Annotated in this window: 9 protein-coding genes; 8 read left to right on the forward strand and 1 reads right to left on the reverse strand. The window is 51.4% G+C overall.

Annotated elements, in window-relative coordinates:
• Positions 1-13: 13 nt before the first annotated feature.
• From fusA to WMO41_RS10795, 3 genes are all read left to right on the forward strand, one after another.
• Positions 14-2,134 carry an elongation factor G gene (fusA, locus tag WMO41_RS10785; RefSeq protein WP_349229756.1) on the forward strand — a complete coding sequence of 707 codons (2,121 nt, stop codon included), beginning with the start codon at positions 14-16 and terminating at the stop codon, positions 2,132-2,134.
• Positions 2,135-2,316: 182 nt separating this feature from the next.
• The gene (gene tuf / locus WMO41_RS10790; RefSeq protein WP_349229757.1) at positions 2,317-3,510 is read left to right on the forward strand and encodes an elongation factor Tu; all 1,194 of its coding nucleotides are present in this window, start codon (positions 2,317-2,319) and stop codon (positions 3,508-3,510) included.
• A gap of 232 nt (positions 3,511-3,742) precedes the next feature.
• Positions 3,743-5,254 (forward strand): S8 family peptidase, encoded by a 1,512-nt coding sequence (locus tag WMO41_RS10795; RefSeq protein WP_349229758.1) that lies wholly within the window; start codon positions 3,743-3,745, stop codon positions 5,252-5,254.
• Positions 5,255-5,368: 114 nt separating this feature from the next.
• On the opposite strand, the gene WMO41_RS10800 is transcribed toward WMO41_RS10795, so the two are convergent.
• Positions 5,369-6,724, reverse strand: a complete 1,356-nt coding sequence (locus WMO41_RS10800; RefSeq protein WP_349229759.1) for a D-alanyl-D-alanine carboxypeptidase family protein — start codon at positions 6,722-6,724, stop codon at positions 5,369-5,371.
• A 380-nt stretch (positions 6,725-7,104) separates the two neighbouring features.
• Between WMO41_RS10800 and nrdD the strand changes: the two genes are divergently transcribed.
• The 5 genes from nrdD to WMO41_RS10825 all read left to right on the forward strand — a co-directional run bounded on the left by nrdD (position 7,105) and on the right by WMO41_RS10825 (position 16,837).
• The gene (gene nrdD / locus WMO41_RS10805; protein WP_349229760.1) at positions 7,105-9,294 is read left to right on the forward strand and encodes an anaerobic ribonucleoside-triphosphate reductase; all 2,190 of its coding nucleotides are present in this window, start codon (positions 7,105-7,107) and stop codon (positions 9,292-9,294) included.
• A gap of 282 nt (positions 9,295-9,576) precedes the next feature.
• Complete coding sequence (locus tag WMO41_RS10810; RefSeq protein ID WP_177292924.1) at positions 9,577-10,956, forward strand: Wzt carbohydrate-binding domain-containing protein; 1,380 nt, start codon at positions 9,577-9,579, stop codon at positions 10,954-10,956.
• A 112-nt stretch (positions 10,957-11,068) separates the two neighbouring features.
• Positions 11,069-15,031: a glycosyltransferase gene (locus tag WMO41_RS10815; RefSeq protein WP_494338457.1), complete on the forward strand. Its 3,963-nt coding sequence runs from the start codon at positions 11,069-11,071 to the stop codon at positions 15,029-15,031.
• 16 nt (positions 15,032-15,047) lie between these two features.
• The gene (locus WMO41_RS10820) at positions 15,048-15,773 is read left to right on the forward strand and encodes a nucleotidyltransferase family protein (protein WP_349229762.1); all 726 of its coding nucleotides are present in this window, start codon (positions 15,048-15,050) and stop codon (positions 15,771-15,773) included.
• Complete coding sequence (locus WMO41_RS10825) at positions 15,767-16,837, forward strand: GHMP family kinase ATP-binding protein (protein ID WP_349229763.1); 1,071 nt, start codon at positions 15,767-15,769, stop codon at positions 16,835-16,837. The genes WMO41_RS10820 and WMO41_RS10825 overlap by 7 nt, the downstream gene beginning before the upstream one ends.
• Positions 16,838-16,906 lie beyond the last annotated feature (69 nt).

The raw sequence follows: 16,906 nt of genomic DNA on the forward strand, positions 1-16,906 counted from the left end.
GGAGGAAAAAGCTTTGGCTGGAAGAGAATATCCGTTGGAGAGAACCAGAAATATTGGTATCATGGCTCACATCGATGCTGGTAAGACCACTTTGACTGAGCGTATCCTGTATTACACTGGTGTAAACTACAAAATCGGTGATACTCACGAAGGTACTGCTACCATGGACTGGATGGAGCAGGAGCAGGAGCGTGGTATTACCATTACTTCAGCAGCTACTACCTGTCACTGGACCATTCATGGCCAGGACAACCGTCCGATCAAAGGACAGCCGGAGTATCGTATCAACATCATCGATACCCCAGGTCACGTAGACTTCACTGTTGAGGTAGAGCGTTCCCTTCGTGTACTGGACGGCGCTGTAGGCGTGTTCTGTGCAAAGGGTGGTGTAGAGCCGCAGTCCGAGAACGTATGGCGTCAGGCTGATACCTACAACGTACCGCGAATGGCATTCATCAACAAGATGGATATCCTGGGCGCTAACTTCTACGGCGCAGTAGAGCAGATTCGTACCAGACTTGGTAAGAACGCTATCTGCTTACAGCTGCCGATCGGTAAAGAGGACGAGTTCAAGGGCATCATCGACCTGTTCGAGATGCAGGCTTACATCTACAACGATGATAAGGGCGACGACGTTACTGTTTGCGAAATCCCGGATGATATGAAGGATGATGCAGAGTTATATCACACCGAGCTGGTAGAGAAGATCTGCGAGCTGGATGATGATCTGATGATGCAGTATCTGGAAGGCGAAGAGCCGTCTATCGAGGAACTGAAGAAAGTATTAAGAAAAGCTACCTGTGAGTGTACCGCTGTTCCGGTATGCTGCGGTAGTGCATACAGAAACAAAGGTGTTCAGAGACTTCTGAACGCAGTTATCGAGTTCATGCCGGCTCCGACCGATATCCCGTCTATCAAGGGTACCGATATGGATGGCAATGAAGTGTTCCGTCACTCTTCTGATGAAGAGCCGTTCGCAGCTCTGGCATTCAAGATCATGACTGACCCGTTCGTAGGTAAACTGGCATTCTTCCGTGTGTACTCCGGTACCATGAATTCCGGTTCTTACGTTCTGAATGCTACCAAGGGCAAGAAAGAGCGTGTTGGCCGTATCCTTCAGATGCACGCTAACAAGAGACAGGAAATTGACAAAGTTTACTCTGGCGATATCGCTGCAGCAGTAGGCTTTAAGGTTACCGGTACCGGTGATACCATCTGTGATGAGAATCATCCGGTTATCCTGGAGTCCATGGAGTTCCCGGAGCCGGTTATCGATATCGCGATCGAGCCGAAGACCAAAGCTGGTCAGGGCAAGATGAGTGAGGCACTTGCGAAACTTGCAGAGGAGGATCCGACCTTCCGTGCATCCACCAACCAGGAGACTGGCCAGACCATCATCTCCGGTATGGGTGAGTTACATCTGGAGATCATCGTAGACCGTCTTCTGAGAGAGTTCAACGTAGAAGCTAACGTTGGTGCTCCGCAGGTTGCTTACAAAGAGACCTTCACCAAGGCCGTAGACGTAGACAGCAAATATGCTAAGCAGTCTGGTGGTCGTGGTCAGTATGGTCACTGTAAAGTTCACTTCGAGCCGATGGATGCGAACGCAGAAGAGACCTTCAAGTTCGAGTCTACCGTTGTCGGTGGTGCTATCCCGAAAGAGTACATCCCGGCAGTTGGCGCTGGTATCGAAGAGGCTGCTAAGTCCGGTATCCTTGCTGGATTCCCGGTACTCGGCGTAAAAGCTACCGTATACGATGGTTCTTACCATGAGGTCGACTCTAACGAGATGGCATTCAAGATCGCTGGTTCCATGGCGTTCAAGGAGGCTATGCAGAAGGCAGGCGCTATCCTGCTTGAGCCGATCATGAAGGTTGAGGTTACCATGCCTGAGGAGTACATGGGTGATGTTATCGGTGATATCAACTCCCGTCGTGGCCGTATCGAGGGTATGGATGACTTAGGCGGCGGTAAGATCGTTAAGGCATACGTTCCGCTTTCCGAGATGTTCGGTTACTCTACTGACCTTCGTTCCAAGACTCAGGGACGTGGTAACTACTCCATGTTCTTCGAGAAGTACGAGCCGGTTCCGAAGTCCGTACAGGAGAAGGTTATCAACGAGCACAAGAAATAATGTAATCTAATTTCCAATCGGTAGTTCTGCGGTTGTTTTTATCAAAGAACATGCTGCGGAGCTGCCGGCCGGAATAGAGAAAAGGCTTGAAAATATTGCGTAAATAGCATATAATAAAGAACAGCCTAACCATATAATCAATCGCCCGTACTAGGCGGGCAAATCAAGGAGGACGTTATAAAATGGCAAAAGCAAAGTTTGAAAGAACCAAACCGCATTGTAACATTGGTACCATCGGCCACGTTGACCATGGTAAAACCACTCTGACCGCAGCAATCACCAAAGTTCTGTCTGAGAGAGTTGCTGGTAACACCGCTACCGATTTCGAGAACATCGATAAGGCTCCGGAGGAGAGAGAGCGTGGTATCACCATTTCTACCGCACACGTTGAGTATGAGACTGAGAAGAGACACTATGCACACGTTGACTGCCCAGGACATGCTGACTACGTTAAGAACATGATCACCGGTGCAGCTCAGATGGATGGCGCTATCCTTGTAGTAGCAGCAACCGATGGTGTTATGGCTCAGACCAGAGAGCACATCCTGCTTTCTCGTCAGGTAGGCGTACCGTACATCGTTGTATTCATGAACAAGTGTGATATGGTTGACGATCCGGAGCTGCTTGAGTTAGTAGACATGGAGATCCGTGAGCTGCTGAACGAGTACGAGTTCCCGGGCGATGACACCCCGATCATTCAGGGTTCTGCTCTGAAGGCTCTGGAAGATCCGAAGGGCGAGTGGGGCGACAAGATCATGGAGCTTATGGACGCAGTTGACAGCTGGATCCCGGATCCGCAGCGTGAGACTGATAAGCCGTTCCTGATGCCTGTAGAGGATGTATTCACCATTACCGGTCGTGGTACCGTTGCTACCGGCCGTGTAGAGCGTGGTGTTCTTCATCTGAACGATGAGGTTGAGATCGTTGGTATCCACGAGGAGACCAAGAAGACCGTTGTTACCGGTATCGAGATGTTCCGTAAGTTACTGGATGAGGCTCAGGCTGGTGATAACATCGGTGCTCTGCTTCGTGGTATCCAGAGAACTGAGATCGAGCGTGGACAGGTTCTGTGTAAGCCGGCATCTGTAAAGTGCCACAATAAGTTTACCGCACAGGTTTACGTTCTGACCAAAGACGAGGGTGGTCGTCATACCCCGTTCTTCAACAACTATCGTCCGCAGTTCTACTTCAGAACAACTGACGTAACCGGCGTTTGCGAGCTCCCGGCTGGTACCGAGATGTGCATGCCTGGTGATAACGTAGAGATGACCGTTGAGCTGATCCATCCGGTAGCTATGGAGCAGGGTCTTCGTTTCGCTATCCGTGAGGGTGGTAGAACCGTAGGTTCAGGTCGTGTTGTTACCATCTGCGACTAATCTCTAATTAGAAATTAATCGAAATTTTCATATTATGTAGATGCGCCTGGTGCGCCTACTGTGTCCAAACGTAAGATGACCCGTGGAGATTTTCTCCACGGGTTTTTCTGTTGTATGAATTTCACACAATCTTCAAACTAAAGTATGGACAGTTGTGTTATAATTGGCAGGAGTGTAACTGTGAGGGTACTGAACAGTTACGCAGGAGTAGAGAAAAATTGAGGAGTATATTATGAAAATGAAATGGAAACAGCAGGCGGCAACAGCGCTGGCGGCAGTGCTCTGCGGAGCGGGACTGCATCTGGCAGTGGCTGTACCGGCCGGCAACAGTGCTGCAGTTTCGGAAGCGCTGGTGGCAGAGCCGGAAGGTGAATCCGCGGAGACAACAGCCCAATATACCTTTCATGCCGATGTTTACGGTCCTGGCGTGGCCAATCTGTCTTCCTCGGACAGTTATTCCCGGTATCAGTGGGGGCTGAAAAACGATGCGGAATTACAGTACAGTGAGATCACAAACCGGTTTAAGGACAGCAATCCGAAGCTGGCAACTTATATTGATCTGGCAAATTATCTTGGCATGCCGGCCCCGGTAGCCGGACCGGATGCTTACCGTATCAAAGAGATCCGGGCAAGACGTGGGGTGGATATCAATATTCTCCCGGCGTGGAACCTCTACGATTCCAGCACGGAGGAGCACCGTCAGGTGGTGGTAGCGGTCATAGATACCGGAATTGACATCAATCATCCAGATCTGAAGGATGCCATCTGGACCAATGAAGATGAGATTCCGGGGGACGGCATTGACAATGACGGAAACGGTTATATAGACGATGTCCATGGCTGGAATTTCTTTGATGGAAACAATGAACTCTGCAAGGGCAGTGAGGATGACCACGGTACCCATGCGGCGGGAACCATTGCCGCGGCCCGTGGAAATGGCGGCATTGCCGGAATCACAGACAACAAGTATGTGAAGGTCATGGTATTGAAGGCCCTGGGAACCCAGTATGGTGTTGGAGAGGAAAAGGCCATTATTGAGGCCATCCGCTATGCGGAAGCAAACGGAGCCTCCATCTGCAATCTCAGTTTTGGAACTACGGAGTATTATCCGGAACTGGATAAGGTAATGCGGGATTCGAAGATGTTATTTGTGGTATCTGCAGGAAATGGTGACGCAAAGGGAATCGGAGAAGATACCGATCAGAAGCCGGATTACCCATCCTCCTTCGACCTGGACAATGTCATTTCCGTGGCAAACCTGATGTTTGACGGAAGCCTGGCGGAAAGCTCCAACTACGGAGCAAAGAGCGTGGATATTGCGGCGCCGGGCACCTACATTGTCAGCACCATTGCAAACAGCGGTTATGGATTTATGACAGGAACATCCATGTCTGCCCCGATGGTGACTGGAGCGGCGGCATTCCTGTATTCCTACCGCACGGACCTGCAGCTTTCCGATATCCGGAAAGTTCTTCTGGAAACAGCACGTAAGATTCCGCCGCTGGAAGGCAAACTCAGCAGCAATGGCATGCTGGATGTGTACGCAGCGCTGAACTATGGAAGAACAACGGAGAACGCGGACAGCGCGCAGGCAGAGCAGAGCGCAGAGCAGACAGCCGGGACTGCGCAGGAGAGCCAGGGCAGTGACAGCACGTCAGACGGTGCGGCGCAGTCAGAGAGTACGGCCTCTGCATCCAAAACCATCACGGCAGGTGGCGGGGAACCGGTTAACCTGGGGTGGTAAGCTGACAACCTGGAAAACATATCGAAACGGCATCAGAAAAGCCCATGAAAACAATGAGAAATGTTTTCATGGGCTTTTTCATATCCTTTTTGCGATGTATACCGCAGTGCGGATTTATTTCTTTTTGTTTTTGTATTCATTTAGCAGGCGCTCAAACTCTTCTTCATCACCGGAACGTTTTAACCGCTGTCTGCGGCGCTCCCGGCGCTCTGCCAGCAGTCTTGCCTCTTTCTTTTTGGAGTAGATAAACCAGCTTACAAGGCCGATCATACCAAGTGCGAGAAGTACGATCAGCATCGTGATCAGGACACCGGCCACGGAAATATTTTTGTGAGGCCGCTGAGGCTTCTCTGCGTTGGAAGCAGTGGCCACGGAAGCCGCTGTGTTTGAGGCGTCGGTATCTGATGGGGCGGTTTCTGTGTCCGGATCATCCCCGTCGATGGTGACGCCGTCTTTTGCCAGCAGGTATGCAGTTCCGATGGTCCGGTCATTGTAGCTGTAGGTGAGCAGAGCCACGGCGTTGTCAGGACTGATCTCCGGCAGCGCGCCAAGGGAAATGTCCGCATCCTCAAAGGTGGCGCCATTTGGCAGGGTGATGACGCTGTCCGGATCGATCATCAGGTCGGACGCCTGGAAGGAACCCTTATCCAGATTGATGGTTTCGTTTCCGGTCACGTAACGGCTTTCATAGTCTGCCACGGTATAGTCCTGGAAGGAACGGAATCCAAATTCCAGAAGTGCCTTACCGTCTACGAAGTATTGTCTCGGCTGCCCTTTTAAGATAACGGAGACCAGGCGGCGGTTGTCTTTTACCGCGTAGGTGACCAGGGTATTGCCGGCTTTGATCAGGTATCCGGTCTTTCCGGCTACGGCCTCCGGGTAGTAATACGGGCTGCTCGGATCTTCGGTCACACAGAGACGGTGCTCCCCGCGGATGGTGAAGCCATCCGGATTCTGGGTGGTCGGCGCGATTTTATGGGTGGTAGAGGAGCTGATCTCCACCAAGGTATCGTTGTCGTAGGCGGCCTGCGCAATCAGGGCCATATCGTAAGCGGAAACATACTGATTGTCATTGTTTAAGCCGGATGGGTTTTCAAAATGGCTTTCCTGGCATCCCAGTTCCACCAGCTTTTCATTCATCATGTCCACGAAGGCGGGGATGCTGCCCGCGGTGTGCTCAGCCAGGGCATTGGCAGCCTGGTTGCAGGAGACCAGAAGCAGAGAGTAGAGACAATCCTCTACGGAAAGTTCATCTCCGGCCACGACACTGATTTTATTTCCGCTGTCGGCCTCAACCTGGTTGACAGCCGTCGTAGAAAATGTTACAGTATCTTGCAGATTGCAATTTTCCAGGACGATGAGTGCTGTGAGAATCTTGGTGATGCTGGCCGGATAGTACGGCAGGTGAATGTTCTGGCCATACAGAATGGCGCCGGAATCCATATCCATGACAATGCCCGCTTCAGCCATGATGCCGGTGTCAGAGGGCCAGTCGGGTTTTGCCCAGGCCGTCAAAACGAACAACTGGCATGTTAGGGCAAAACATACAAATTTTGTTATCTTTTGTTTCCATTTATTCAGCAATGTGCGAACCTCCTGTGTTCTTTTTCCGTTTGCCGCTCCGAGTGAAAAGCAAGGAACTCTGCGGAAATTTCCGAATTTTGGCAAAACGGACCTGTCTAATCATACCTTATGTAAAATAAATATTCAACCAAATATTCCATGAAATATTCGTGAAATTGCCACTTCCATTTTCCCCACATTTGTAGTATCATAATTTCTGCTACGACATATAGTTGTTTATAATCAATAAAAATACAAGATATAGTATATACGAGAGGGGTTTGGGCATGACTACGGATGTTAAGACAAATGTGATCAAGAGAAACGGCAAGGAAGTTTCTTTCGATGTCTCCAAAATTGTGAGCGCGATCACCAAGGCCAATGCCAGTGTGGATCATCTTCATCAGCTGAATGAGTATCAGATCAACGCAGTGGCAGACATGATCGCAAAGCAGGTGGAAGAGGCTACGCATGCGGTAAACGTAGAAGATATTCAGGATATGGTAGAGACCGGCATTATGGAGATGCGCGGTTATGAGGTGGCGCAGAAATATGTGCGTTACCGTTACAAGAGAGAGCTGACCAGAAAATCCAACACGACCGACAACGGCATCCTGGCTCTGATCGAGCATCTGAATGAGGAAGTAAAACAGGAGAACTCCAACAAGAACCCGGTCATCAACTCTACCCAGCGTGATTACATGGCTGGTGAGGTCAGCAAGGATTTAAGCCGCCGTGTTCTGCTTCCGGAGGAGATCGTGCGCGCCCATGAGGCGGGTATCATCCACTTCCACGATACCGATTATTTTGCGCAGAAGGAGCACAACTGTGACCTGATCAACCTGGAGGACATGCTCCAGAATGGCACCGTGATCAGCGAGACCATGATCGAGAAGCCGCACAGCTTCTTTACCGCCTGCAATGTTACCACCCAGATCGTGGCGCAGGTAGCCAGCAACCAGTACGGCGGACAATCCTTCTCCCTGGCACATCTGGCTCCGTTTGTAGACATCAGCCGTCAGAAACTGCGCAAGAATGTCATCGCGGAGCGTCAGGAGTGCGGTGAGTCTTTGGATGACGCCATCATCGACCGCGTAGTAGAACGCAGACTGCGCGAGGAGATCAAGAGTGGTATCCAGACCATCCAGTATCAGCTTATTACTCTGATGACCTGTAATGGACAGGCTCCGTTTGTTACCATGTTCATGTATCTGGATGAGGTTCCGGAGGGCCGCACCCGTGACGATCTGGCTATGATCATTGAGGAAGTCATGATCCAGAGAATGCAGGGCGTCAAGAACGAGAAGGGCGTGTGGATCACCCCGGCATTCCCGAAACTGATCTATGTTCTGGACGAGGACAACATTACCGAAGATTCCAAATACTGGCACTTAACTGAGCTTGCCGCGAAATGTACCGCAAAGCGCATGGTGCCGGACTACATCTCCGCGAAGATCATGAAGGAGATGAAGGGCGGAAACGTGTACCCGTGCATGGGCTGCCGTTCCTTCCTGACCGTAGAGGATTCACAGAGAAACGCAGACGGAAGCCACAAGTTCTACGGCCGTTTCAATCAGGGCGTTGTCACCATCAACCTGGTGGATGTGGCCTGCTCTTCTGAGGGCGATATGGACCGCTTCTGGGAGATTTTTGAGGAGCGCCTGGAGCTTTGCCACCGCGCGCTGCGCTGCCGTCATGAGCGTCTGCTCGGCACCATCTCCGATGTCGCTCCGATCCTGTGGCAGAACGGTGCCCTGGCAAGACTGAAAAAGGGAGAGACCATCGATAAGCTTTTGTTTAACGGTTATTCCACCATTTCCCTGGGCTACTGCGGCCTGCATGAGATGTGCGTGCGCATGACCGGAAAGTCCCACACCGACCCGTCCGCAAAACCGTTCGCTCTGGCTGTTATGCAGAAGATGAACGACAAGTGCAAGGAGTGGAAAGAGGCAGAGAACATCAGCTACTCCGTATACGGCACCCCGATGGAGTCCACCACCTACAAGTTTGCGAAATGCTTACAGAAACGCTTCGGCATCATCCCGGGCGTAACTGATAAGAACTATATCACCAACAGCTACCACGTTCATGTAACTGAGGAGATTGACGCCTTCAGCAAGCTGAAATTCGAGTCCGAATTCCAGAAGCTGTCTCCGGGCGGAGCCATCAGCTACGTGGAAGTGCCGAATATGCAGCAGAATATTCCGGCGGTTCTGTCCGTCATGAAGTTTATCTACGAGAACATCATGTATGCAGAGCTGAACACCAAGAGCGATTACTGCGAGTGCTGTGGCTACGATGGCGAGATCAAGATCGTCGAGGACGAGTCCGGCAAGCTGGTCTGGGAGTGCCCGAACTGCGGCAACCGTGCCCAGGACAAGATGTCCGTTGCGCGCCGTACCTGCGGCTACATCGGAACCCAGTTCTGGAACCAGGGCCGGACACAGGAGATCCGCGACCGCGTGCTACATCTTTAAAAAATAAAAATTGATTTGAATATAGAAAATGCCGGGCAGGCGCTAAATGGCGCCGCCCGGCATTTTCGTGGTTTTACAAGATAGCAATTCTAACATTTTTATGAAAATTATGGTGCGCACCCTCGCTTGCCTTGCACCTGATGAAAATTAATGGTATACTGTCGTGGTAAATTACCCGTATTGCGGCCTGCAGGGCCAGATGGGCGGAAAAGTGCCCCCGTTTTTGGGCATTTGTGAGAAGAAAAACGCAGCTTTTGCGGCTCTGCGGATGAAAGGAATACCATGTCTTCAAATAACGAATACGCGATCCAGGTACAGGACGTGAGCAAGATATATAAGCTGTATGACAAGCCGATTGACCGGCTGAAGGAATCCCTCAGCTTAACCCACAAAAACTACCACAAGGACTTTTTTGCGCTGAGTGATATTTCATTCAATGTAAAGAAGGGCGAGACGGTAGGCATCATCGGAACGAATGGTTCCGGCAAATCAACTATTTTAAAAATTATCACCGGAGTGCTGACGCCAACCAGCGGTCAGGTCCGGGTGAGCGGAGTCATCTCGGCGCTTCTGGAGCTGGGAGCGGGCTTCAACATGGATTACACCGGCATTGAGAATATCTATATGAACGGAACCATGATGGGCTTCTCCAAAAAGCAGATGGATGAAAAACTCCCGGATATTCTGGAGTTTGCCGATATTGGAGATTTCGTTTACCAGCCGGTGAAAACCTATTCCAGCGGTATGTTTGTGCGGCTGGCTTTTGCGCTGTCTATTAATGTAGAGCCGGAAATCCTGATTGTGGATGAGGCACTTTCTGTGGGAGACGTGTTCTTCCAGTCCAAGTGCTACCGCCGCATGGAGGAAATCCGAAAGAACGGAACCACCATTCTTATGGTTACCCATGATATGGGCAGTGTCATCAAATACTGTGACCGGGTGGTGCTTTTGAATAAGGGCCATTATGTGGCTGAGGGCGCGCCGGGCAAGATGGTGGATCTCTACAAGAAGATCCTGGCCAACCAGATGGATGACCTGGAAGAAGAACTGCTGGAGATGAATGATTTTTCCGGCGGGATGGACAATGGAGCAGAAACAAAAGATAATGTTCCAGAAAAAAATATTGAAGAAAAAACAGTGCACAGCGGCCTCATGAAAGACAAAATCACCATCAACCCGAACCGCACTGAGTACGGCAACGGCAAGGCCGAAATCTATGACCTTGGCATGTTTGATGAGCGGGGCAACTTAACGAACCTGCTGTTAAAGGGTGAGTATTTCACCATCAAAGAAAAGATTCGTTTCCATGACAGTATCCAGGCGCCGATCTTTACTTATACCATTAAAGATAAGAAGGGCGCGGACTTAACCGGCACCAACACCATGTTTGAGGGCGCCGAGATCCGTCCTGTGAAAAACGGTGATGAGTACGAGGTGAACTTCCGCCAGAAGATGACCCTTCAGGGCGGTGAGTATCTGCTTTCCATGAGCTGCACCGGCTTTGAGCAGGGCGAGCACACCGTGTACCACCGTCTGTACGATGTGGCAAATATCACGGTCATTTCCAATAAGAATACCGTGGGTGTTTATGATATGGAATCCGAGGTGGAGGCAGTGCTGAAACCGGCGGGCTCCGGGAACTCGGAAACCGGGAATGCGTGAGATGGAGAAAAAACATGCCGGGAAATGCGTGAGACCGAAAACGACAGGATCGAAACGCAAACATGGCGAACAACGAACGTGAACATAAGAAAGAGGTTTTTGAAACATGAACATGAGAAAGATCGATGATGAGATACAGGCGCTCCTTTCCGAGCACCGCGGAGACATCCGCTCCATCTTAAAGGACAACCACCGGCTGGACCTGTTATATGCCCTCTCTTCCCAGCGGGAATTGCTGCTTGAGTGGTATGACTTCGAGCCGGAGGCGGAGGTTCTTCAGGTGGGTGCCGATTACGGTGCGCTGACGGGACTTCTGCGTTCCAGCGTGAGCGCAGTGACGGTTCTGGATGACACCGAATCCGCACTGGAGACGGTAAGACAGCGTTATCCGGGCGCGGCCAACATCCATTACCACAAGGACAGCCTGACCGGTTACGCGGCTGAGGCCTGTGCTGAGGGCAAAAAGTACGACTATGTGATCTTTGCGGGAACGCTGACCGCTCCCTATGAGGATCACATTCATGCAGCCAAGGCGCTGTTAAAGCCAGAGGGCATTCTGATTGTGGCTTCCGCCAATGCCCTTGGCATGAAATATTTTGCGGGAACCGTGGAAGAAGAGAACGCGCTGACCAAGCGCCAGCTGATGGAGCTGCTTTGTGGAGATAAAGAAAACCAGAGCATGGCCGAGGAGCATGGCGCACTGAAGTTTTATTATCCGATGCCGGACTATAAGACCCCGGTCAGCATCTACTCTGACGCCTATCTGCCGAAAAAGGGTGATTTAACCCGCGTGACACCGGCTTACGATTATCCGCCGTACCACATGATGGAGCAGGGGGAGAAGTTTGATACGGTCTGCGAAGCAGGTTTGTTTGACTTGTACGCTAACTCCTATCTGGTATTCTGGAGCGCAGATCCGAAACAGCTTCAGAAAGATGATGAGCGGATTTTCATTAAATATAACAAGACAAGAAGAGAAGAGTTCCAGATCAAGACCTGTATCTGCGAGCGGAATAAGGAGCGCTACGTCGAGAAGGCCGCCCTGAGCCTGGACGGCAGCGCCCACATTGATTCCTTCAAAGAAAAATATGAGAAACTGACGAAGCAGCACCGCACATTAAAGGTTGCAGAGCCGAAGTTTGCCGAGCACCGCAATTCGGTTTATTTCCCATATCTGGTGGGTCAGACTTGTGCGGAAAAATTAGGCGAGCAGTTAGAGGGCGGACAGCTTCCGCTGGATGTCCTGCAGATCGTCATGAACCAGATCTATGATATCAGTCCGGAGTGCCGCAGCGCCTTTGTCCGCACCGAAGAGTTTGACGAGGTGTTTGGCGCAGACCTGCCGGAGGAGGAGCAGGATCTGCTGCTTTCCGATACCGCCTGCGAGGTTTCCAACATCGACGCATTGTTTGAAAACATGCTGATGACCCGGGAAGGCATCTACTGCCTGGATTACGAGTGGGTATTCTTATTCCCGGTTCCGGAGCATTTTGTAAAATACCGCATTCTGTACTACTTCTATGAACAGTACAGCAGCGTGTTAAAACAGCTGACCTTAGATCAGATCCTGGGTTACTTCGGCATTACGCCGGAGATGGCAGAAGTGTACCGCAAGATGGAAGTGAACTTCCAGAACTATGTACACGGTGAGAACCAGGAGCTGTATCTGGGTAATTACATGGTTTATTCCCGCACCGTGCGTGACATCCGTCAGACCGAGAGTGACCTTGCAAGAGCAAGAGAGCGCATCGAGCAGATGAAGATCCACAGCCGCGAGAAGGACGTGACCATCCGCAAGATCACGGAAGTACAGCGTCTGACCAACAACCATGTTACCAACCTGGAAGCCATCATTCACAACCATGAGCATGAGATCGGGGAGATGGCGAAGACCTTAAATTACTTAAACAAACATGAGGCCATCCTCTTTAAAATCCGCCGCAAACTGGGCGATAAATTTAACCAGAAGTACCCGAAGGGATCCATGGAGCGAAAGAAGCTTCATTATAAGAAGGAATACATGCTGCATCCGCTTCGCTCCATGAAGCTTTACTCCACACCGGAGGGAAGAAATTTACGGGACGGCGATTTCAACATTGGTGAGATTTACCGGGAGCACGGACGCCTGAAGTTTGAACAGGTGGAGAACCCAACGGTTTCCATCATCATTCCGGTATACAACCAGATCCACTATACCTATGCGTGCCTGCTTTCGATTTTAGAGCACACGAAGGATGTCTCCTATGAGGTCATCATTGCGGACGATGTGTCTACGGATGCTACGGAGCATCTTTCCGAGTACGCAGAAGGTCTGGTGATCTGCAGAAACAGCACAAACCAGGGCTTTTTACGCAACTGCAACAACGCAGCGCGCCATGCCCGCGGTAAATATGTGATGTTTTTAAACAACGACACCCAGGTGACCGAAAACTGGCTGTCTTCTCTGGTGCAGCTCATTGAGTCTGACCCGACCATCGGCATGGTGGGTTCCAAGCTGGTGTACCCGGACGGACGGCTGCAGGAGGCGGGCGGCATCATCTGGAGCGATGGTTCCGGCTGGAACTATGGCCGTCTGGATAACCCGGACAAGCCGGAGTACAACTATGTGAAAGATGTTGACTACATTTCCGGCGCGGCCATCTTACTGTCCAATGAGCTGTGGAATCAGATTGGCGGCTTTGACACTCGTTTTGCACCGGCCTACTGCGAGGATTCCGATCTGGCTTTCGAGGTCAGAAAAGCAGGCTACCGCGTGGTTTACCAGCCGAAGTCCAAGGTCATCCACTTTGAGGGCGTTTCCAACGGTACCGATGTACAGGGAACCGGCTTAAAGCGATACCAGATTGCCAACAGCAAAAAACTGAAGGAAAAATGGGCCGATGAGTTCGCAAAACAGTGCGAGAACGACGGCAACCCGGATCCGTTCCGTGCAAGAGAGCGCAGCATGGGCAAACCGATCATCCTGGTGGTAGACCATTATGTGCCGACTTACGATAAGGATGCAGGTTCCAAGACCACCTATCAGTACTTAAAGATGTTCTTAAAGAAGGGCTATGTGGTAAAATTCCTGGGCGACAACTTCATGAACGAGGAGCCCTACACCAGCGAGCTGGAGCAGATGGGCATCGAGGTTTTATACGGACCGGAGTATCAGGTCAAGATCTGGGACTGGCTGCGTGACCATGGCGATGACATTGCGGTGGCTTACTTAAACCGCCCGCACATTGCGTCCAAATACATTGATTACATTTTAGATAATACCGATATCAAGGTGATTTACTACGGACACGACCTGCACTGGCTGCGGGAGAGCCGTGAGTACCAGATTACCAAAGATCCGAAGATCCGTGAGGATGCGGAATACTGGAAATCCATCGAGTTTACGCTGATGAGCAAGGCGGCGGTATCTTACTATCCGTCTTACATTGAGCGCGACGCAATCCATGAGATCGATCCGACCATCAATGTGAAAGACATTACGGCTTATGTGTTCGATGAGTTCAAGTCTGATATTCAGGAAGACTTTGCGAAGCGCAACGGACTGCTGTTTGTCGGAGGCTTCGCGCATCCGCCGAATGCAGACGCGGTGCTCTGGTTCGCGAAGGATATTTATCCGCGCATCCGTCAGCAGATGGAGGCAGCAGGCCAGATTTCGCCGGAATTTATTGTGGTTGGTTCCAAGGTAACGGACGAGATCAAGGCGCTGCAGCAGCCGGGCAATGGCATCATCATCAAAGGCTTCGTGTCTGAGGAAGAACTGAGTGAGCTTTATGCTACCTGCCGGGTGGTTGTGGTTCCGCTGCGTTATGGCGCAGGCGTAAAGGGCAAGGTGGTAGAAGCAATTTATAACGGTGCTCCGATCGTCACTACCTCCATCGGCGCGGAGGGAATCCCGCAGGTAGAGGATGTGCTTTTAGTAGAAGACGAGCCGGAGGCATTTGCCGAGACGGTGACCAGACTCTACCAAAGTCCGGAGGGCTGCAAGGCACTCTGCGAGAAGACACAGAGCTACATCCGCACCCACTTCAGCATGGATGCGGCATGGAAGGTCATCGAGGACGATTTTAAGAGATAATTAAGGAGAATATACAATGCAGGCAATTTTACTGGCCGGCGGTCTGGGAACCCGGCTTCGGAGCGTGGTAAGTGACCGCCCGAAGCCTATGGCCCTGATTGGCGAGAAGCCTTTTATGGAATATGTGGTGCACGAGCTTTCACGGCACGGCATCACGGATATTATCTTTGCCGTGGGCTACAAGGGTTCCATGGTGGAGGAGTATTTTGGGGACGGCAGCGGCTTTACCGCGCCGGACGGGACTCCCATCACGGTTCATTACGCTTACGAGGAAGAACTTCTCGGTACAGCCGGAGCCATCAAAAATGCCGGCAGATTTGTTACGGAGGACAGTTTTTTTGTCCTGAACGCGGATACGTTTTATCAGATCGACTACAGCCGCCTGGTGATCATGCAGCAGCAGTCGGATCTGGATATGGCACTGGTGCTCCGGAAAGTGCCGGATATTTCCCGGTACGGGGCAGCCGTGTTAACGAACGGACGCCTCACCGGCTTTAACGAAAAGAGCGCGGAGGCGAAGCCGGGAACCATCAACGGCGGCGTGTATCTGATGAAGCGCGCCCTGCTGGATGAGATTCCGGCAGGAAAGGTTTCTTTGGAAAACGAGATGATCCCGAAGTGGCTTTCTGAGGGCCGCGCATTGGGCGGCTTCGTGAATGACGGCTACTTTATCGACATCGGCATTCCGGAGGCCTATTATCAGTTTATTGAGGATGTAGAGAAAGGAGTAGTGGTATGGTAATCAGGGGACGGGCACCGCTTCGCGTCAGCTTCGGCGGCGGCGGTACGGATGTGGCACCATTCTGCGTAGAGCAGGGCGGAGCCATCATCGGCAGCACCATCAACAAATATGCGTACTGTTCCATCGTTCCGAGAGAGGATGACCAGATTATCGTACACTCTCTGGATTTTGATATGACAGTCAAATACAACGCGAAGGAGAACTTCGTCTACGACGGGCGGCTGGACCTGGTCACCGCGGCCTTAAAGGCCATGGACATCAACCAGGGCTGTGAGGTGTACTTGCAGTGTGACGCTCCGGCCGGTTCCGGTCTGGGAACCTCTTCCACCGTTATGGTTTCCCTGTTAACGGCCATGGCCCGCTGGAAGGGCGTGGAGATGGACGCTTACCGCCTGGCTGACCTGGCTTACCAGGTAGAGCGTGAGGATTTAAAGATCGACGGCGGTTATCAGGACCAGTATGCGGCAACTTTTGGCGGCATCAACTTTATCGAGTTCCACGGCCGCAACAATGTGGTGGTAAACCCGCTGCGCATTAAGAAGGATATTCTGCATGAGTTACAGTATAACCTGCTCTTATGCTATACCGGCAACATCCATGTGTCCGCGAATATCATCAAGGACCAGGTGAAAAACTACGAGAAGAAAGATGCCTTTGATGCTATGTGCGAGGTGAAGGCCCTGGCTTATGCCATGAAGGATGAGCTGTTAAAGGGCAATCTGCACAGCTTTGGTAAGCTTCTGGACTATGGCTGGCAGAGCAAGAAGCGCATGAGCAGCAAGATCACCAACCCGCAGATTGACGAGCTTTACGATGAGGCCATCAAGGCCGGAGCCCTGGGCGGCAAGCTTCTGGGCGCTGGCGGCGGCGGTTATCTTCTCATGTACTGCCCGTACAATGTAAAACATAAAGTGGCAGCCCGCATGGAGCAGATGGGCGGTCAGCTGGCCGACTGGAATTTTGAACTGCGCGGCGCCCAGTCCTGGATCGCGGATGAGAACCGCTGGGGCTACCATGAGGTGAAGGTGCATCTGCCGAACGGGGACTACGAGTTCAGGCTGTAGAGCAAAGGTAACTGTGAGGGTACTGAACAGTTACGAGCAAAGAAAATGAAAAGTGGGGCGCTGCGATAT

The sequence above is a fragment of the Ventrimonas faecis genome (assembly GCF_040096075.1).
GTDB classification, from domain to species: Bacteria; Bacillota; Clostridia; order Lachnospirales; family Lachnospiraceae; genus Brotaphodocola; species Brotaphodocola faecis.